17 protein-coding genes are annotated in these 17,384 nt (G+C 69.1%); 11 read left to right on the top strand and 6 right to left on the bottom strand.

Annotation, left to right across the window (positions count from 1 at the left end; translation table 11 throughout):
• Positions 1 to 84: 84 nt before the first annotated feature.
• Positions 85 to 1,035: an NmrA/HSCARG family protein gene (locus ABD798_RS01230; protein WP_344870546.1), complete on the bottom strand. Its 951-nt coding sequence runs from the start codon at positions 1,033 to 1,035 to the stop codon at positions 85 to 87.
• A gap of 83 nt (positions 1,036 to 1,118) precedes the next feature.
• On the opposite strand from ABD798_RS01230, the gene ABD798_RS01235 reads away from it, so the two are divergent.
• Positions 1,119 to 1,583: a MarR family winged helix-turn-helix transcriptional regulator gene (locus tag ABD798_RS01235; protein WP_344870547.1), complete on the top strand. Its 465-nt coding sequence runs from the start codon at positions 1,119 to 1,121 to the stop codon at positions 1,581 to 1,583.
• 3 nt (positions 1,584 to 1,586) lie between these two features.
• Here the strand turns inward: ABD798_RS01235 and ABD798_RS01240 are convergent, their stop codons facing one another.
• On the bottom strand, positions 1,587 to 2,570 hold the full coding sequence (locus ABD798_RS01240) for a maleylacetate reductase (protein ID WP_344870548.1): 984 nt from the start codon (positions 2,568 to 2,570) through the stop codon (positions 1,587 to 1,589).
• Positions 2,571 to 2,592: 22 nt separating this feature from the next.
• Between ABD798_RS01240 and ABD798_RS01245 the strand changes: the two genes are divergently transcribed.
• The 4 genes from ABD798_RS01245 to ABD798_RS01260 all read left to right on the top strand — a co-directional run bounded on the left by ABD798_RS01245 (position 2,593) and on the right by ABD798_RS01260 (position 6,286).
• Entirely contained in the window at positions 2,593 to 3,471 is an 879-nt protein-coding gene (locus ABD798_RS01245; RefSeq protein ID WP_344870549.1) for a LysR substrate-binding domain-containing protein, read from the top strand.
• A gap of 77 nt (positions 3,472 to 3,548) precedes the next feature.
• A complete protein-coding gene (locus tag ABD798_RS01250; RefSeq protein ID WP_344870550.1) occupies positions 3,549 to 3,938 on the top strand; it encodes a YciI family protein in 390 nt (129 codons plus the stop codon).
• Positions 3,939 to 3,944: 6 nt separating this feature from the next.
• On the top strand, positions 3,945 to 5,174 hold the full coding sequence (locus tag ABD798_RS01255; RefSeq protein ID WP_344870552.1) for an RNA polymerase sigma factor: 1,230 nt from the start codon (positions 3,945 to 3,947) through the stop codon (positions 5,172 to 5,174).
• Positions 5,171 to 6,286: an epoxide hydrolase family protein gene (locus ABD798_RS01260; protein WP_344870553.1), complete on the top strand. Its 1,116-nt coding sequence runs from the start codon at positions 5,171 to 5,173 to the stop codon at positions 6,284 to 6,286. The genes ABD798_RS01255 and ABD798_RS01260 overlap by 4 nt, the downstream gene beginning before the upstream one ends.
• Here the strand turns inward: ABD798_RS01260 and ABD798_RS01265 are convergent.
• Positions 6,263 to 7,462: a cytochrome P450 gene (locus tag ABD798_RS01265; RefSeq protein ID WP_344870554.1), complete on the bottom strand. Its 1,200-nt coding sequence runs from the start codon at positions 7,460 to 7,462 to the stop codon at positions 6,263 to 6,265. The genes ABD798_RS01260 and ABD798_RS01265 overlap by 24 nt on opposite strands.
• Before the next feature lie 133 nt (positions 7,463 to 7,595).
• Between ABD798_RS01265 and ABD798_RS01270 the strand changes: the two genes are divergently transcribed.
• From ABD798_RS01270 to ABD798_RS01290, 5 genes are all read left to right on the top strand, one after another.
• Positions 7,596 to 8,189 (top strand): TetR/AcrR family transcriptional regulator, encoded by a 594-nt coding sequence (locus ABD798_RS01270; RefSeq protein WP_344870555.1) that lies wholly within the window; start codon positions 7,596 to 7,598, stop codon positions 8,187 to 8,189.
• Between the two features lie 356 nt (positions 8,190 to 8,545).
• Positions 8,546 to 9,961, top strand: coding sequence for a family 2B encapsulin nanocompartment shell protein (locus ABD798_RS01275; RefSeq protein WP_344870556.1), 1,416 nt, complete (start codon positions 8,546 to 8,548; stop codon positions 9,959 to 9,961).
• 115 nt (positions 9,962 to 10,076) lie between these two features.
• A complete protein-coding gene (locus tag ABD798_RS01280; RefSeq protein ID WP_344870557.1) occupies positions 10,077 to 11,474 on the top strand; it encodes a family 2B encapsulin nanocompartment shell protein in 1,398 nt (465 codons plus the stop codon).
• Between the two features lie 23 nt (positions 11,475 to 11,497).
• Entirely contained in the window at positions 11,498 to 12,559 is a 1,062-nt protein-coding gene (locus tag ABD798_RS01285) for a family 2 encapsulin nanocompartment cargo protein polyprenyl transferase (RefSeq protein WP_344870558.1), read from the top strand.
• A gap of 79 nt (positions 12,560 to 12,638) precedes the next feature.
• Positions 12,639 to 13,739 carry an ABC transporter substrate-binding protein gene (locus ABD798_RS01290; protein ID WP_344870560.1) on the top strand — a complete coding sequence of 367 codons (1,101 nt, stop codon included), beginning with the start codon at positions 12,639 to 12,641 and terminating at the stop codon, positions 13,737 to 13,739.
• On the opposite strand, the gene ABD798_RS01295 is transcribed toward ABD798_RS01290, so the two are convergent.
• Complete coding sequence (locus tag ABD798_RS01295) at positions 13,729 to 14,220, bottom strand: allene oxide cyclase barrel-like domain-containing protein (RefSeq protein ID WP_344870561.1); 492 nt, start codon at positions 14,218 to 14,220, stop codon at positions 13,729 to 13,731. The two genes, ABD798_RS01290 and ABD798_RS01295, sit on opposite strands and share 11 nt — an antisense overlap.
• Before the next feature lie 25 nt (positions 14,221 to 14,245).
• On the bottom strand, positions 14,246 to 15,013 hold the full coding sequence (locus ABD798_RS01300) for a bestrophin-like domain (RefSeq protein WP_344870562.1): 768 nt from the start codon (positions 15,011 to 15,013) through the stop codon (positions 14,246 to 14,248).
• Between the two features lie 127 nt (positions 15,014 to 15,140).
• Between ABD798_RS01300 and ABD798_RS01305 the strand changes: the two genes are divergently transcribed.
• Positions 15,141 to 15,929, top strand: a complete 789-nt coding sequence (locus ABD798_RS01305) for a PIG-L family deacetylase (protein ID WP_344870563.1) — start codon at positions 15,141 to 15,143, stop codon at positions 15,927 to 15,929.
• 282 nt (positions 15,930 to 16,211) lie between these two features.
• Here ABD798_RS01305 and ABD798_RS01310 read toward each other — a convergent pair whose 3' ends face one another.
• On the bottom strand, positions 16,212 to 17,255 hold the full coding sequence (locus ABD798_RS01310; RefSeq protein WP_344870564.1) for an HNH endonuclease signature motif containing protein: 1,044 nt from the start codon (positions 17,253 to 17,255) through the stop codon (positions 16,212 to 16,214).
• Positions 17,256 to 17,384: the final 129 nt, after the last annotated feature.

A 17,384-nucleotide genomic window follows, 5' to 3' on the forward strand; every position in this document is an offset into this window, starting at 1 on the left:
TGGGAAAGTGCGACAATTCGGACATCCCTCAGCAAAGCGGTCCCCGCCGCGCGCCGCACGTCAAGATCAAAAACGTCGATCCGGTCAGGACTCGCGGAAGGCCGAGGTGTTCGCGTTCAGCCAGGTCGAGAAGTCCTTGAGCCGGGGGTTCAGCGCGCGCACGGCGGCCAGGTCGCGGGCGCCGGTGAACTCGGCGTCGAAGTCGCCGTAGTACTGGAACATGTTGGCGATCTCCACTGCGCCCGGGAACTCGAAGGTGCGAAAGGTGTCGTAGGGGATCGACTGGAACCGCACCGGCTCGCCGAGCGCCTGCGCGAACTTCTCCGCGTACTGCGCGCCGGTCAGGTGCTCGCCGGCGATGCTGACCGTGCGGCCGACGAACTCCTTGCCGCGCTTGAGGATCTCCCAGGCGGTGCGCCCGATGTCCTCGGAGTCCACCCCGGCGAGCAGCTTGCCGTCCTCCAGCGGCAGGGCCAGCGTGATCACGCCGTCCTCGCCGCGCTTGGGCGGGAAGTACTCCACGAAGCCCTGGAAGTAGTAGGTGGTGTTGAGGAAGGTCGTCGGGACGCCCGCCTCGGTGAACAGCTTGTTGGCCTCGCCCTTCACGTCGAAGTGCGGCACGTTGTAGTGCTCCTGGAGCACCGGCATCCGCGCGTCGCTCACCGGCAGCAGCTCGCGCGTGTCCTCCAGCGTCGACCAGACCACGTGCTGGAGGTCGGCCGCCTTCGCCGCGCGGACCAGGACCTCGACCTCCGCGCGCTCCCTGTCGGCCGAGCCGTGCGCCCAGAAGTTCGTCACCAGGTAGGCGCCGTACGCGTCCTCGAAGGCCTCGCGCACGCTGGCCTCGTCGGTGAAGTCCGCGCGCACGACCTCGGCGCCCAGTGTGGCCAGTTCCTTGGCGGCGGCCGAATCGGGGTCCCTGGTCAGCGCCCGCACGGTGAAGCCGGACTCCGGCTCGGCCAGGATCGCCCTCGCGATGCCGCCGCCCTGCGCGCCCGTGGCGCCGGTGACCGCGATGATCTTCTGCTCGCCCATGACCCCGCTCCTTCGGATTGACGTATCAACCTGAACGTAGCTCCGCCAGGGTGACACGTCAATCTGAGGGGTAGGCTGGACGGGTGAGCGGACCCGAGTGGTTGACCGAGGAGCAGCAACGCGCGTGGCGCGCCTTCAAGGCGATGGAGACGATGCTCAACTCCCGCCTCGGCGCGAGCCTCCAGCGCGAGGCCGGGCTGTCCCCGGCCGACTACCGCATCCTCGTCGAGCTCTCCGAGTCATCGCACGGGCGGATGCGCGCCTACGAGCTGGGCGAGGCGACGCAGTGGGAGAAGAGCCGCATCTCCCACCAGCTCAGCAGAATGGCGCAGCGCGGCCTCGTCGAGCGGCAGCAGTGCTCCAAGGACACGCGTTACTCCGACGTCGTGCTCACCGAAACCGGCCGCGCCGCGATCGAGGCCGCCGCCCCGCTGCACGTCGCCAACGTCCGCGAAGCCTTCGTGGACGCCCTTACCTCCCAACAGCTCCAGGCGTTCGGCGAGGCCTGCGAAGCCATTCTCGCGCGCATCAAATCCCTCCCCACCTGACCCTCACAGGGCCGCGGCAAGGAGGGCGTGGATGTCAGGCTCGGGGACAGGGGACTGGGCGGCGACGAGCGCGGCGGCCTCGGCGAGCTTCGCAGGAGGGAAGCCGAGGGAAGCCAACGATGTGGGGGCGTCCACGCGGTGCGCCAACTCGCGCAGGCCTGACGCGGCGGTGGAAGCGTTGAGCGCGGCGGCGATCGGGGCGAGCGCGGGGCCGTCCATGTACTCGGCGACGTGCGGCAGTACGACGGAGTGCGTCGCCGCGTGCGGCAGGTCGTACGCGCCGCCGAGCACGTGGCAGATCTTGTGGTGCAGCCCCGATCCCGTCACCGCGAACACCGCGCCCGCGAGGTAGGCCCCGTACAGCAGCGACTCCGCCGAGGAATCCGCCAAGCCTGCCGCCAGAGCGCGGACGCTCTCCGCCGCCATCAGCGAACTGATCGGATTGGCCCCCGCCGCGTAGACGCCTTCGACGCTGTGCGCCATCGCGTTCATCGCACTGGTCACGGTCAGCGCGCGAGGCAGGCTCGCGGTCAGCGCGGGGTCGTAGATCACCACCGACGGCAGCACGTCCAGGCTCCGCCCGGTCTGCTTGCCCTCCGAGGACGTCATGCCCCACACGGGTGTCATCTCCGAGCCCGCGTACGTGGTCGGCACCGCGACGATGGGAAGCCGCAGCTCCAACGAGATCGCCTTCGCGGTGCCCACGGTGGACCCTCCGCCGACCGCGAGCAGGCAGTCCGCGCGCAGCTCCCGCGCCCGCGAGCGCGCGTGCAGCGCGACGGCGACCGGAACGTGCTCGCGCACCTCGGTGAACTCGCCGACCACGCGGTCTCCGAGCGGTTCGGCGATGCGGCGAGCCAGCGGGAGTCCGCGCGGCGTGGCCAGCACGAGCACGCGCTGCCCGCTGATCTCCTCCGCCACGGTCTCCGCGCTGCCCTCGCCGAACACGACACGACCGGGCAGGGACTCGTAGCGGAACGCGCGCATGAACCCACCATATTCTTCGCGTATGGAACTGCGGCACCTGCGGTACTTCGTCGTGGTCGCTGAGGAGCTGAACCTGACCAGGGCGGCGGAGCGGCTGCGCATGGCCCAACCCCCGCTCAGCGTGCAGCTGCGCAAGCTGGAGAAGGAGCTGGGCGTGCGCCTGCTCGACCGCTCCTCGCGCGGGGTCCGGCTCACCGACGCGGGCGCCCTGCTCTACGACGAGGCCCGCCGCATCCTCGGCTCGGTCGACCAGGCCGGCCAGCTCGTGCGCTCCGTCGGCACGGGCACCGTCGGCAGGCTGGCCCTGGGCTTCGTGCCCTCCGCCGCGCTGGAGGTGCTGCCGCCGATCCTGCGCGATTTCAAGGCGAGCCACCCCGAGATCACCTTGTACCTCAACGAGATGCGGCCCGACGAGGTGCTGGACTCCTTGCACGAGCACCGCATCGACATCGGCCTGTGCTACCTCGCGCGCGGCTTCGCCGATCCCGCGCTCAGCACCCGTTGCCTCGCCGAGGACCCGTTGGTGCTCGCCGTCCCGCAGGCGCACCGCCTGGCGGGGGAGTCCACTGTGGACATGAAGGAGCTGGCGGAGGAGAACTTCGTCCTGCCGACCCGCCACCGCATGCCCGGACTGCACGCGATCATCACGGAATCGTGCTCCGCCAACGGTTTCACGCCGCGAGTGGTGCAGCGCGAGGTGTGGCTGATGCAGACGGTGGTCGGCTTGGTCGCCGGTGGGATCGGTGTGGCGGTGGTCCCGGCCTCCGCGCAACGCCTGCGCTCGGAGGACGTCCGCTTCCTCGGCCTGACCGGCACCACCGCCCCGGCCCTCATGTCGGCCGCCTGGCGCCCCGACCGAGTTTCCCCGGTGCTGGAGGCCTTCCTCCGCCTGGTGACCTAGCTCACACGGGGTGGATGTCCGGTCTCGGCGCGCGGTCCCGTTCTCCCTGCGAACAGACTGGCACAGGGAGGCTGAAGATGAAGTACATGATCCTGGTCTACGGCTCGCAGCCGGACTACGACTCGATGGCTGGACCGGCCACCTCCGCCGAGGAGCTGAACGCGATCGGCGAGTTCCTGGCCGAGTTCACCGGCGAGCTGGCCGCCTCCGGCGAACTCCTCGATACGCAGGGTCTGGCCACGCCGGTGCTCGCGCGCAGGGTCCGCCTCCGCGACGGCGTGCCCGTGGTCACCGACGGTCCGTTCGCCGAGACGGAGGAGGTCATCGCCGGGTACTGGATCGTGGACTGCGTGAGCTTCGACCGCGCCACCGAGCTGGCCGTCCGGCTCAACAAGGCGCCGGGCCGGATCGCCGACGCCGGCGTGGTGATCCGCCCGGTCATGGGCGCTGACTACGACACCGACTGATCCGCGATGGGCAACGACTCGTTCGAGGACCTGGTGCGGCGGCTCGCCCCACAGGTCCTCGGCGCGCTCGTGCGGCGATACGGCCGTTTCGACGCCGCTGAGGACGCCGTCCAGGAAGCACTCCTGGTCGCGATGCGGCAGTGGCGCGAGCACGGCGTCCCGGAGCACCCGCACGCCTGGCTGCTGCGGGTCGCCTCGCGCAAGCTGATCGATCTGCTGCGCGCAGAGCAGGCCCGCCGTCGACGTGAGGACGTGGCCGCGAGCCGCGAGTTGCCCAGCGAGTGGAACAGCCCATCCGACGACGCGGACGACACGCTGATCCTGCTGACCCTGTGCTGCCACCCGTCGCTGACACCCTCATCGCAGATCGCGTTGACGCTGCGCGCGGTCGGCGGACTGACCACCGCCGAGATCGCCAGGAGCTTCCTCACCTCGGAAGCGAGCATGGTCCGGCGGATCTCCCGTGCGAAGCGCACCATCGAGGACAGCGGTGTGCCGTTCCGGATGCCGTCGGAAACCGAGCGCCCCCAACGGATCGACGCGGTGCTGCGCGTGCTGTACCTGATCTTCACCGAGGGCTACTCGGCGACATCGGGGCCGCAGCTGCACCGAGCCTGTCTGGCTGAGGAGGCGATCCGGCTCGCCGAGATCACCGCAGTGCTCCTGCCGGAGGACGGCGAGGTTGCCGGTCTGCTGGCCCTGATGCTGCTGACCGACGCCCGCGCTCCGGCCCGCCTCAACGAGCACGGCGAGCTGGTTCCCTTGCACGAGCAGGACCGCAGGCTGTGGAAGGCCGAGTCGATCCGGCGCGGCGTGGACCTGATCACCCGGGCGCTGCCCCGGGGTGAGGTCGGCCAGTACCAGTTGCAGGCCGCCATCGCCGCGATCCACGACGAGGCGCCGAGCTCCGAAGCCACCGACTGGCGGCAGATCGTCGCCCTCTACCGACTCCTGCGGAAGGTCTCGCCCAGCCCTGTCGTGGAGCTGAACCACGCCGTCGCCGTGGCCATGGCCGATGGGCCGACGGCGGGGCTGGCGCTGCTCGATGCCTTGGACGACCCGCGTCTTGCCCGAGATCGGCGACTGCACGCGGCCCGGGCCCACCTCCTGGAACTGGCTGGCGAGCCCGACACCGCGCGGGCTGCCTACCTGCGAGCCGCTGAACTCGCGACCAACATCCACCACGTGCGCTACCTGAACGCCCGCGCCCACAGCCTCGGCAAGGACACGACATGAAGCCGTACAAGATCGAGATCTCCGACGAGGCCCTGGCCGACCTGCGTTACCGACTCGACCGCGCTCGGTGGGCACCCGGGCTTGAGGACGCGAGCTACGGTGTGCCCGTCGCCAGGGTGCGCGAGCTGGTCGAGCACTGGCGGCACCACTACGACTGGCGCGCATGGGAATCCCGGTTCAACGAGCACCCGCAGTACACGACGACCATCGACGGCGCGAACGTCCACTTTCTGCACGTGCGTTCGCCGGAGCCGGACGCGCTGCTGTTGGTGCTCAGCCACGGCTGGCCCGGCTCGATCGCGGAGTACCTCGACGTGATCGGCCCGCTCAGCGACCCGCGCCGGCACGGCCTCGACCCGTCGATCGCCTTCGAGGTCGTGGTGCCGTCGCTGCCGGGCTCCGGGTTCTCCGGCCCGGCCAGCGGCTGGGGACCGAGGCGGATCGCCACGGCGTGGGCGGAGCTGATGCGGCGACTCGGCCACGAGCGCTACGGCGCGGCCGGAAACGACTGGGGCTCAGGCATTTCCGTCGAGCTGGGCCGCATCGCCCCGGAGCACGTTGTCGGCGCGCACGTGACGCAGACCTGGGACCCGCCGCCGAGCGATGACCCGAAGTGGGTGGCGGAGCTGGGGCCGAAGGACAAGGCGGCCTGGGAGGCCTTCCAGGACTACGCCAGCAACGAAGCCGCCTACGGAGTCGTTCAGGCCCAGCAGCCGCAGACCCTCGCGCACGCGCTGGCCGACTCACCCGTCGGACTGCTGGGCTGGAACGCGCAGGCCATGCACAACCACGGCTTGGACAACGACGCGATCCTCACCCACGTCATGATCCACTGGCTCACCGGCACCGCGGGCTCGGCCATCCGGATCTACGCCGACTACGCGCGCGAAACGCCGTCTCCCGGCCCCACCACCGTCCCGGTGGGAGTCGCCCAGTTCCCGGGCGACCTCCCCTCGATCCGGGTCTTCTCCGAGCACCACCACGACATCCTGTCCTGGAACGAGTACGACCGCGGCGGTCACTACGCCGCCCAGGACGCTCCGGACCTGCTGGTGCACGACATCCGCGAGTTCTTCACGGCGGCGCGGTCAGTCCCACGCGACCGGGAGTGAGCGGACGCCGTACACCAACGCGTCGTGCTTGAACTTGATCTCTTCGAACGGCACGGCGAGGCGCAGGCCGGGGATGCGCGAGTAGAGCCGGGTGAAGACCTCCTGGAGCTCGACGCGGGCCAGCTGCTGACCGAGGCACTGGTGCACGCCGTGCCCGAAAGCCAAGTGGCTGCGGGCGTTGCGGGTCAGGTCGAGGGTGTCGGAGTCGGGGAAAACTGACTCCTCGCGGTTGCCCGCCGACAGCGCCGCGACGAGCCATTCGCCCGCGCGGATGGTCTCCTCGCCGATCTCCACGTCCTCGGTCGCGTACCTGAACAGTCCGAAGTGGACGATCGACAGGTAGCGCAGCAGCTCCTCGGCCGCGCCCGGCGCGAGGTCGGGGTCCGAGCGCAGCGAGGCGAGCTGTTCCGGCCTGCGCAGCAGGGTCAGCGTGCTCAGCGCGATCATGTTCGCGGTGGTCTCGTGGCCCGCGACGAGCAGGGTGATGCCGAGCGAGACCAGCTCCTCGACGGTCAGGTTCGCCCCGGCCTCCGCGCCGCGCTGGATGAGCCTGCCGAGCAGGTCGTCCGTCGGACTCTCCATTTTGGACAGCACGAGCTGCGCCATGAACTGCTGCACCTGCATCGCGGCTCCTGCGAAGGCCTCCGGGTCGCCGTCGACGCCGACCAGCAGCGCGCTCTGCTTCTCGAAGGAATCCCGGTCCGCGTAAGGAACTCCGAGCAGTTCGCAGATCACCAGCGAGGGCACGGGAAGCGCGAAGTCGCGGTACAGGTCGACCGGCTCGGTGCTGGCAAGCATCGCGTCGATGTGCTCGTCGACCAGGCGCGCGATCGCCGGGCGCAGGGCCTCGACCCGGCGCACGGTGAACTCGGGGATCAGCAGTTTGCGCAGCCGCGAGTGCTCGGCACCGTCCAGCCGCAGCAGCACGCCGGGCGCGACCGGCTCGTTCGGGTCGGCGCCCGCGACGACGTGGTTGGACGGCGCGCCGCGCGAGCTGAGCCTGCGGTCGGCGAGCGCGGCCCTGATGTCCTCGTGCTTGGTGAGCACCCACGCGTCCACGCCGATCGGGCAGGACACCGAGGACACGCGCTCCGGCAGCTCGCGGTACCCGGGCGCCGGGTCGAGCGGACAGGCCGGGTCGCGCTCGACGGGGAAGGTTCCCCTGGTCGCGGTCATCGCCGACTCCCTTCGCAAAGTGGCAGCCACTGCCACGTGACCTACACTGCCATCGTCATCGGCGCCGTGGCAACGCTGATAGCCTTCGCGCCCCTGGAAACACCGGTGAACGCCGGAGGAGGAGGTGGCAGCCGTGGGGCTTCGCGAGACCAAGATGGAGCGCACCCGGCAGCTGCTCGCCGACACCGCCTTCGAGCTGTTCACCGCCAACGGCTTCGCCGCGACCACGATGGAGCAGATCGCCGCCGCCGCCGAGGTCGGGCCGCGCACCCTCTACCGCTACTACGCGACCAAGGAAGCGCTGCTGCTGACCTTCGTCGAGCAGCGGCTGGACGACGCGCTGGAGGTCTTCCGCGCCCAGCCCGAGGACGCGCCGGTGCCGAGGGCGCTGCACGAGCTGATCGACTACGTCCTGCGCACGGTCGCCGAATCCGGTGACCGCATTATCGCCGTCTACGAGCTGGCGTGGCGGACGCCGTCGGCCCGCGCTCGGCTCAACGACAAGACCACGCGCTGGCGCGGTGAATTGGCGACGGAAATCGCGCGGAGAATGGGCGGGCGAAGCGCGGAGCTGGCCGCGACTTTGGCATCCGCCAATACGATGACCGTGATCGAGGTGTCGGTGCGGACCTGGGTGGAGAGCGGGGGGCGTTCGAACATGCGGCGAATCACCCACCGCGCGCTGGACCTGCTCAGGGGCTCCGGGGTTCCGGTAGCCACCCCGTGACCGCTCGTCCCCCACTCGGACCAGCGGTTACCCGCTCGGCGGAGTGGGCAGGCACCCGTCGGTCCACCCGCATGTCCTAACGTCCCGGTCGCTGTCCGTGATACCCCCAGGAACGGGCGGCGGCGGGGCCAGTCGAACGAGTGGTTGTGCTCGGGACAGCCGTATTGTGACGTGCGTTCACGAGTCACTGACACGGGTGACTGTACGGATTTGAAAGTCCGATGCTAGCTTCGGACCCGTTGGTACATCGTATTTCGCACGCAATTCCTGGCGTGCCGATATCCGTTTTCTTCTGCCTTGCCGGATTTCCCGGTTTCTTAGACGTGTTCCAGTGACTGAGATTGGTGGTGTCGGTTGTGACCGAGTCGGTGCAGGCGGAGCGCGAGGTCAACGGCGCGAGCCCGCAGCAGAGCCTCGCGACGGCCGCCGCGCGCAACCTCGCGACGACGACCAAGTCGGTCCCGCAGATGCAGGGCATCTCCTCGCGCTGGCTGCTCAAGGTGCTGCCGTGGGTGCGGGCCGCCGGTGGTGCCTACCGGGTCAACCGCAGGCTCAGCTACGCCGTCGGCGACGGCCGGGTCACCTTCACCAACACCGGGGCGACCATCCGGGTCATCCCGCCGGAGCTGTGCGAGCTGCCGCTGCTGCGCGGGTTCGAGGACGAGGAGGTGCTGATCGCCCTCGCCGACCGCTTCGAACAGCGCGAGTACCAGCCCGGCGATGTGATCGTGGAGTTCGGCAACCGCTCCGACCAGGCCTTCCTGATCGCGCACGGCAAGGTGGCCAAGATCGGCGCCGGCGCCTACGGCGATGAGACCGTGCTGGACACCCTCGCCGACGGCGACCACTTCGGCGACGAGACCCTGGCCGCCGACGGTGACATCTGGGAGTACACGGTCAAGGCGAAGACCGCCTGCACCGTGCTGATGCTCCAGCAGAGCGCCTTCGACGCCATCGTCGAGCAGTCCGAGGCGTTGCAGGCCCACGTCGCGGAGTTCCGCGCCAAGCTCGGCCAGCCGCACAACGACCACGGCGAGGCGGCGATAGACCTCGCGTCGGGCCAGGACGGCGAGTACGACCTGCCCAGCACGTTCGTGGACTACGAGCTGAAGCCGCGCGAGTACGAGCTGAGCGTGGCGCAGACGGTGCTGCGCGTGCACTCGCGCGTGGCGGATCTCTACAACGAGCCGATGAACCAGACCGAGCAGCAGTTGCGGCTCACCGTCGAGGCGCTGCGCGAGCGCCAGGAGCACGAGCTGGTCAACAACCGCGACTTCGGTCTGCTGCACAACGCCGACCTCAAGCAGCGGCTGCACACGCACTCCGGTCCGCCGACGCCCGACGACATGGACGAACTGCTGTCCTCGGTGTGGAAGGACCCGAGCGCGTTCCTGGCCCACCCCAAGGCGATCGCGGCCTTCGCCAGGGAGTGCAACAGCCGCGGCATCTACCCGCACGCCGTGGACATCGGCGGCAACAAGGTGCCGTCCTGGCGCGGCATCCCGATCCTGCCGTGCAACAAGATCCCGGTCAGCCAGAACGGCACGTCCTCGATCATGCTGATGCGCACCGGTGAGGAGAACCAGGGCGTCATCGGCCTGCACCAGACCGAGATCCCCGACGAGTACGAGCCCGGCCTGTCCGTGCGGTTCATGGGCGTCAACGAGAAGGCGATCATCTCCTACCTGGTGAGCACCTACTACTCGGCGGCGGTCCTGGTGCCGGACGCGCTCGGCATCCTGGAGAACGTCGAGCTGGGTCGCTACAGCTGAGACCGCGTCCCCGTCGCTTCCCCCAGGGCGGCGGGGACGCCCCTTCCCTTGCGACAGCTCATCCGGCCCTTGCGACAGCTCATCCGGCGCGGACAGAAAACGGTGGTGTTTTTCAGTGACACAGACGGACATCGGCGGCACACCGCAGGCCAAGCAGCTCAGCCTCGGCACGGCGGCGGCGCGCAACCTCGCGACGACGACCAAGTCGGTCCCGCAGATGCAGGGCATCACGCCGAGGTGGCTGCTGCGCGTGCTGCCGTGGGTGGAGGCCGGTGGCGGCGCCTACCGCGTCAACCGCAGGCTCACCTACGCCGTCGGCGACGGCCGGTTGTCTTTCAGCAACATCGGTTCCGACATCCGCGTGGTCCCGCCGGAGTTGTGCGAACTGCCGCTGCTGCGCGGTTTCGAGGACGAGGAGGTGCTCGGCGCGATCGCCGACCGCTTCCAGCAGCGCGAGTTCGCCGCCGGGGACACGATCGTCCGCGACGGCGAGGCAGCCGACGAGATCTTCCTGGTGGCGCACGGAAAGGTGAACCAGGTCGCCTCCGGCAAGTACGGCGACCCGATCGTCATCGGCACCCTCGTCGACGGCGACCACTTCGGCGACCAGGTGCTCACCGGGGACAGCTCGCCGTGGTCCTACACGGTGAAGGCCGCGACCGCGTGCACCGTGCTCACCCTGTCCGCACAGGAGTTCCAGCGCCTGATGGCGCAGTCGGAGGCGTTGCGCGAGCAGGTCGAGCGCTACGTCACCACACCCAAGCGCTCGCAGAACAAGAAGGGCGAAGCCGCGATCGACGTCGCCGCGGGCGAGTCCGGCGAGTACGAGCTGCCCGGCACGTTCGTGGACTACGAGCTGAAGCCGCGCGAGTACGAGCTGAGCGTGGCGCAGACGGTGCTGCGCGTGCACTCGCGCGTGGCGGATCTCTACAACGAGCCGATGAACCAGACCGAGCAGCAGTTGCGGCTCACCGTCGAGGCGCTCAAGGAGCTCCAGGAACACGAGCTGATCAACAACCGCGAGTTCGGCCTGCTGCACAACGCCGATCTCAAGCAGCGCATCACCACCCACAGCGGCCCTCCGACCCCGGACGACCTCGACGAGCTGCTCTGCCGCAGGCGCAAGTCGCGCTACTTCCTGGCCCACCCCAAGACGATCGCGGCCTTCGGCAGGGAGTGCAACAAGCGCGGCCTCTACCCGGAGGGCACCGTCGTCGACGGCAAGCAGGTCATGGCGTGGCGCGGGGTTCCGCTGCTGCCGTGCGACAAGATCCCGATCACCGAGTCGCGCACGTCCTCGATCCTGGTGCTGCGCACGGGGGAGGAGGACCAGGGCGTGATCGGCCTGCGCCAGACCGGGCTGCCGGACGAGTACGAGCCCGGGTTGTCCGTGCGGTTCATGGGCGTCAACGAGAAGGCGATCATCTCCTACCTCGTCAGCGCGTACTACTCGGCGGCGGTGCTCGTCCCGGACGCCCTCGGTGTCCTGGAGAACGTCGAGATCGGCCGCTGAGGGCCGGGGCGAGGGCGACGGACATGGCCACGGTCGAGGCGATGACCGCGGGCAGGTCGGCACGTGACGTGCTTGCCTGGAGCCGCAACATGGTTGACCCCGCCCTGCGCGCGGTGGTCGAGGCGATGCCGCCGTCGATGGCGCTCATCGCGGGCTACCACTTCGGCTGGTGGGACGAGCACGGCAGGCCCACGAGCGCGGACGGCGGGAAGGCACTGCGCCCGGCGCTGGTGCTGCTGTCGGCGGCGGCGGTCACCAGCGACACCTTCGACGAGTACGACTGCGTCGAAGCGGCGCTCCCGGCGGCGGCGGCGGTGGAGCTGGTGCACAACTTCTCGCTGCTGCACGACGACGTGCTCGACGGGGACCTGACCAGGAGGCACCGGCCGACGGCGAACCGGGTTTTCGGCTCCAACGCGGCGATCCTGGCCGGGGACGCGATGCTGACGGCGGCCTTCGCCGTGCTGGCCAAGAGCGAGCACGGTGCGACGCAGCAGGCGCTCGGCGTGCTCTCCACGGCGGTCATGGACCTGGTCGACGGGCAGAGCAAGGACCTCTCCTTCGAGGACCGCGCCGACGTCGAGCTGGCGGAGTGCATGGCCATGGCGGAGCGCAAGACCGGCGCGCTGCTCGGCTGCTCCGCCCAGCTGGGCGCGCTCTTCGGCGGTGGCACACCGGAGCAGACGCGGTCGCTGCGCGGCTTCGGCGACCATCTCGGGCTGGCCTTCCAGCTCGCCGACGACCTGCTCGGCATCTGGGGAGATCCCAGGCGCACCGGCAAACCCGTGCACTCCGACCTCGCCAACGGCAAGAAGTCCTTGCCCGTGGTGGCGGCGCTGAGCTCGGGCACCCCGGCCGCGCGCGAGCTGGCCGTGCTCTACCTCAGGGAACAACCGCTCTCCGAGGTCGAACGGGCCCGCGCCGCCGAGCTGATCGAGCTGGCCGGTGGGCGGGGCTGGGCGCGGGATCAGGCCGAGCAGCTGACCAACCGCGCGTTCGCCGAACTCGCCGCGGTCACTCCTGCGGCGCGTCCCGCGGCGGAACTGCGTGCTTTGGGCACACTGGTGGTCACCCGCGACCACTGACCGAACAACGCGTTCGACGGGCAGTCCCCCGCCAGCCGGTGGGGGACTGCCCCGTTCGCTTCAGCTGTGAGGAGTTCGTGTGTCCCACCGCGGCAGGATCGGCGTCGTCCTGGCCCGGACCGGCAGGCTCACCCTGCTCGGCGATCCGCTCGACCACGTCGTGCACCGCTTCCGCGCCCGGTTCCCCTCGCTGGACTTCGTCACGGCGGACAGCCGGTCCACTGTGGAGGGAGCGCGCGCCGCGACGCGCAGGCTGATCGAGCGCGAGGGCGTCCGCCTCGTGGTGTGCCTCGGCGGGACCAGTGTTCTGCCCGCGATCACCGAGACCTGCGAGCGGTTGCGGACCCCGTGCGTGTCCACCGCCCTGCCCTGGCAGGTCTACCGCTACGGCCGCGATCGGGACTTCGACTGGACCTTCCACTTCTGCTGGGGCCTCGACGACATCGCCGCGACCTTCGCTGACCTGTGGCGTCACGCGGGCGACTCCGTCGGTCTGCTGTGGAACGACGGGCCCCAAGGACGAGCGCTGCGCGACCCTTCTTTCGGCTTCCTGCCGGTGAAATCCCACGCCGTGGTGGACGCGGGCGCCTACCGGGAGTCCGAGTCCGACTTCGCCGTTCAGGTCGAGGCGTTGCTCCGGTCCGATGTGGACGTCGTCAGCAGCGCCGCGACCACCGGCGACCTCGTGCGGTTCCTGGAACGCGCTGGCCGGGAAGGATTGCGCCCCAACCTGGTGACGTGTTCCCGTTGGCTGGCCTACCCGTTCGACATGGACAACCCGGCGCTGGACCGCGTCGCCACCGTCGTGGCCTGGGCGCCCGGCCACCGCTACGTGTCCAGTGTGGACGGTATTTCGCCGGTGGAGCTTGCTGCGGACTACAAGCGCCAGACCGGTCGCCCGTGGTTGCCGCTGCTCGGGCTCGCACACGCGCTGCTGGAGGTCGCCGTGCATGCCGTGACCGAGGGCGAGGACCGCGCGGCCGTCGCCGACGTGCTCGCGAAGTCCACTGTGGACACCATCGCTGGGCGGCTGGACTGGACGAGCGGCCCGGTGCCGTGCGTGGCAACGCTCCCGCTCGCGGCGGGTCAGTGGCAGGACGGTGTGCTTCGCTTGGTGGACAACGACAAGGTCCCCGCCGCGGTGTGCGACGGGGACCTTCTCGTCGGTGTCAGGAACTGAGCGTGATGGTGAACTTGTAGGACACCGGCGCGGTCGGGTCGAGCAGCGCGCCGCCCTGCTTCGCGGTCTTCGCCTCGCCCCTGGCGTCCTTGTAGGCGCCGGTCCCGCCGATCACCGCCATCGTCGAGTCCTTGAAGCTGCTGCTCACCCCGACGGTGTAGGTGCGCAGGCTGGACAGGTGGATCTCGCCCTTGGCCAGGCTGAAGGCGCTGGTGCAGTGGGAGGTCAGCTCCGGGAGCGCGATCCTGGCGACCGTGCAGGTGGAGTAGCCCTCGCCGACCTTCGCGCCCGCCTCGTCCAGCAGCTCGCCGCCGCCGAGGAAGGACAGGCCGACCGTGGGGACGGCGGGCAGGCTGAGGACGGACCGCTTGGCGGTCACGACGATCGTCTCGTCTGCGGGGGCGGCCGGGGCCGCGCTCGCGGTGAGCACCGGGATCATCGCGGCGGCCGCGGCGATGCCGAGCAGTCGTTTCCAGGACATGTGTGCCTTCTCCTCGAACGGTTTTCTACGGAAGGGGCAGCGGTTGCCCCATCTGCGACAGCGCGACGCGGAACGCCTCGGGTGAGACCGCGGCGGCTCCGGAGAACGGGTGGTCCATGAGGTGGGTGAACAGCAACGACGCCGAGACGAGCATGGCCAGCACGCCCACCATCAACGCGTGCGGCAGGAAGCGCTCGGTGCCGAAGAACAGCGCGAAGCCGATCAGCAGCGCCCCGCCGATGATCAGTCCCACCCAGAAGAAGCTCGGGATCGAGGGCACCGCCTCGTTGAGCCGGTCGCGCCGGGCGCTGCCGATGGTGTTGACGCGCTCGATCATGGCGCTGTAGAGGGCTTCCTGGCGGGGTTCCTCCACGTCGACCTGGACGATCGCCCTGCGCATCTTCTTGGCGACCTCCTCGACCTTCGGGCTGCCCTTGCCCTGGGCCAGCAACGGCCACTCGTCGACGATCACCGCCTTCGCGTAGGAGACCGCAATGTCCTGGAAGGCCGCTTTGTCCTTGTCGGAGAAGGCTGTCGAGGCGAAGTAGAGGCCGGGGAGCGCGTTCGCCTCCACGTAGGTGTTGGCCCGCGCGGCGCCGAGGTCCTCCCACACGGCGACCACCACGAAGGCGACCAGGATGGCGTAGAAAGCGCCGCACGCGGCGAAGAAGTGCCCGGAGACCTCGTTGTACTTGGAGCGGGACTCGAAGGGCACCAGCCTGGTGACGATGTAGGCGGCGACCACGCTCGCGATCACCGTACCGCCGACGACGAGGATGCTTTGCAGCAGCACGAATGTGCCTTTCGACGGTGCGGCAGGGGATAGCTCGAAGGTAGTTCCCGTGCCGGAGGACCGACCATTACACGAACAGGCGGAGCCCACGGGGAAAAGCAGGGGGAAGATCGCGTAGCGTCAGCGCATGGCCACTTTGGTGTCGTTTCACGCTCACCCCGACGACGAGTGCATCGGGTGCGGCGGTGTCATGCGCAAGGCTCACGAGGAGGGTCACCGCGTCGTGCTCGTCGTGGCGACCCGGGGTGAGCAGGGCGAGGTCGCTGACGGCTTCCTCGCCGAGGGGGAGCAGCTGTGGCAGCGCCGCGTCACCGAGACCCACGCTGCGGCCGAGATCCTGGGTGCTGATCGGGTAGAGTTCTTGGGCTACAAGGACTCCGGCATGATCGGCGAGCCCTCCAACGACTTCCCCGGCTCGTTCTGGACGGCGGACGTGGAGGAGGCCGCGCGCAAGCTCGCCGCCATCCTGCGCGAGGAGAGCGCCGAGGTCCTCACCATCTACGACGACAACGGTGGATACGGTCACCCCGACCACATCCAGGTCCACCGCGTCGGCAAGCGCGCCGCCGAGCTCGCCGGCACTCCGCGCGTCTACCAGAACACCATGAACCAGGACCACATGCGTCGAGGCATGGCCGCCATGGCCGCCCAAGCCGAGAACGTGGACATGCCCGACGTCGAGTCCGAGGGCCAGTTCGGCAAGCCCGAGGCGGAGATCACCGCCGCCGTCGACGTCACCAAGTACCTGGAGGCCAAGCGCGCCGCGATGCGCGCCCACGCCAGCCAGATCAGTGAGGACTCGTTCTTCCTCGCCATGCCCGACGACGGTTTCGCCTACGCCTTCGGCACCGAGTGGTTCATCCGCGAGGGCCACGGCCCCGGCATCACCGAGACCGACCTGATGGAAGGCCTCTGAGCCGCACCGCAACGATGATCTGGGTGGTCTTGGGTGGTCTCGAAGACACCCATCCCCTGCTTTGATGTGACCGGGCGCCTTCTAGAACGGCGCGGGTTCGGCGGTCTTCAAGACCTACAAACCCCTGCCCCAGCGGTCTTCAACGACGGCAAACCTCGCGAGGCTGCTGGGTTTGCGGCGGTTGGCGATGATCAACAGGGGGTTTGGTGGTCTTGAAGACACCCCGACCCCCCAGCAGCACCGTGACCGGAATACGCAGCGCAACCACTTACAGGACAGGCCCTAGAAGGGTGCGGGTTCGGCGATGGGCTCGGGCGCGGTCTCGTAGGTGTGCCCCCGAGGCGTGGTCCACGCGTGGCTGCCGTCGTCACGGTTTTCGCAGGACCAGTTGGTGTGGGTCTTCATCCGATGGTGACGCCTGCATTTGGGTCGCAGGTTCTTGATGGTGGTGTTGGTGCCGTTGTAGGGGCAGCAGTGGTCCAGGTCGCAGCGGTGTGCTGGTTGCCTGCATCCGATGGCGGTGCAGGTGGGGTATCTCGCGGCGATGAGTTCGCGTTGTTTGTCGGTGGGGCGGTAGATGTTGCTGATCTCCTCGGCCATGCCGGTCTTCGGGTCGGTGAGGATGCGTTTCCAGATGCCGCCTGCTGCGATGTCCCTCGCCAGGGGTGCGGGGAGCGGGCCGTAGCCGTTGAGCATCCCCGGCTCGTCAGTGAGACCGAGGGCTGAGGTGACGGGCATCGTCAGGTAGACCATGGTTTGGCCTTGCGGGGCGGCGGTTTCCTTGCCGTGCAGGAGGTCCTTCGCCACGTCGGAGCGCTTCTGGTCCAGGGTCCGGCGGTCCTTCGGCAGAGCCTTCGCGATGCGGTCGATGCGGTCGTAGGACAGGGCAGCGTCGTGGGCGGTCATGGTCAACCTCAGGGAGGACATGCCGTCCTCCAGGTTGAACTTCTCCACCAACCGCGCCTTGTGCTTGGCCTTATGACGACGCTCAGCGGCCTCGGGGTCGATACGGTGGATGTAGCGGACCCCGTACTGACGGGTGGCGGAGTAGGTGTTGGTCTCGGCGTGGGGGACGAGGACTTTCTCCACGACCAGGGCTTGAGCGATGGGGAGGGTGCGGAGGAGGTCGAGGATCATGAGTGACTTGCCCTCGTCGATTCGGCCTTCGGCCATCGCCTTGAACACCACACGATGCTCCACAAGCTCCGTCGCACGGTCGATCAACCGGGCACCCTTGACCGGCGACACCTTCAGGACCGGGGCGATGAAGTTCTCCGCGAACTCACGATCACGAGAATCAAGCCCCGCGAGGTAGTCGACCAGCACACCGGAGAATGTCGCGATAGCTTGAGCGATACCTGCGTAGGCTGCTTTTACGTCAGCTTCGTCCATACCTCCTATTTTACGCCGATTAAATAGTGGATCATGGCTCTAACGGATGAATCCCCAGGCGCC

The sequence above is a fragment of the Allokutzneria multivorans genome (genome assembly GCF_039537405.1).
In the GTDB taxonomy this organism is placed as follows: Bacteria; Actinomycetota; Actinomycetes; order Mycobacteriales; family Pseudonocardiaceae; genus Allokutzneria; species Allokutzneria multivorans.

Bases quoted from the DNA above. Each gene is read 5' to 3' on its own strand.
- ABD798_RS01255 (WP_344870552.1), top strand. From the start codon at position 3,945: ATGGGCAACGACTCGTTCGAGGACCTGGTGCGGCGGCTCGCCCCACAG.
- ABD798_RS01245 (WP_344870549.1), top strand. From the start codon at position 2,593: ATGGAACTGCGGCACCTGCGGTACTTCGTCGTGGTCGCTGAGGAGCTG.
- ABD798_RS01250 (WP_344870550.1), top strand. From the start codon at position 3,549: ATGAAGTACATGATCCTGGTCTACGGCTCGCAGCCGGACTACGACTCG.
- ABD798_RS01240 (WP_344870548.1), bottom strand. From the start codon at position 2,570: ATGCGCGCGTTCCGCTACGAGTCCCTGCCCGGTCGTGTCGTGTTCGGC.
- ABD798_RS01305 (WP_344870563.1), top strand. From the start codon at position 15,141: ATGGCCACTTTGGTGTCGTTTCACGCTCACCCCGACGACGAGTGCATC.
- ABD798_RS01295 (WP_344870561.1), bottom strand. From the start codon at position 14,220: ATGTCCTGGAAACGACTGCTCGGCATCGCCGCGGCCGCCGCGATGATC.
- ABD798_RS01265 (WP_344870554.1), bottom strand. From the start codon at position 7,462: ATGACCGCGACCAGGGGAACCTTCCCCGTCGAGCGCGACCCGGCCTGT.
- ABD798_RS01285 (WP_344870558.1), top strand. From the start codon at position 11,498: ATGGCCACGGTCGAGGCGATGACCGCGGGCAGGTCGGCACGTGACGTG.
- ABD798_RS01260 (WP_344870553.1), top strand. From the start codon at position 5,171: ATGAAGCCGTACAAGATCGAGATCTCCGACGAGGCCCTGGCCGACCTG.
- ABD798_RS01230 (WP_344870546.1), bottom strand. From the start codon at position 1,035: ATGGGCGAGCAGAAGATCATCGCGGTCACCGGCGCCACGGGCGCGCAG.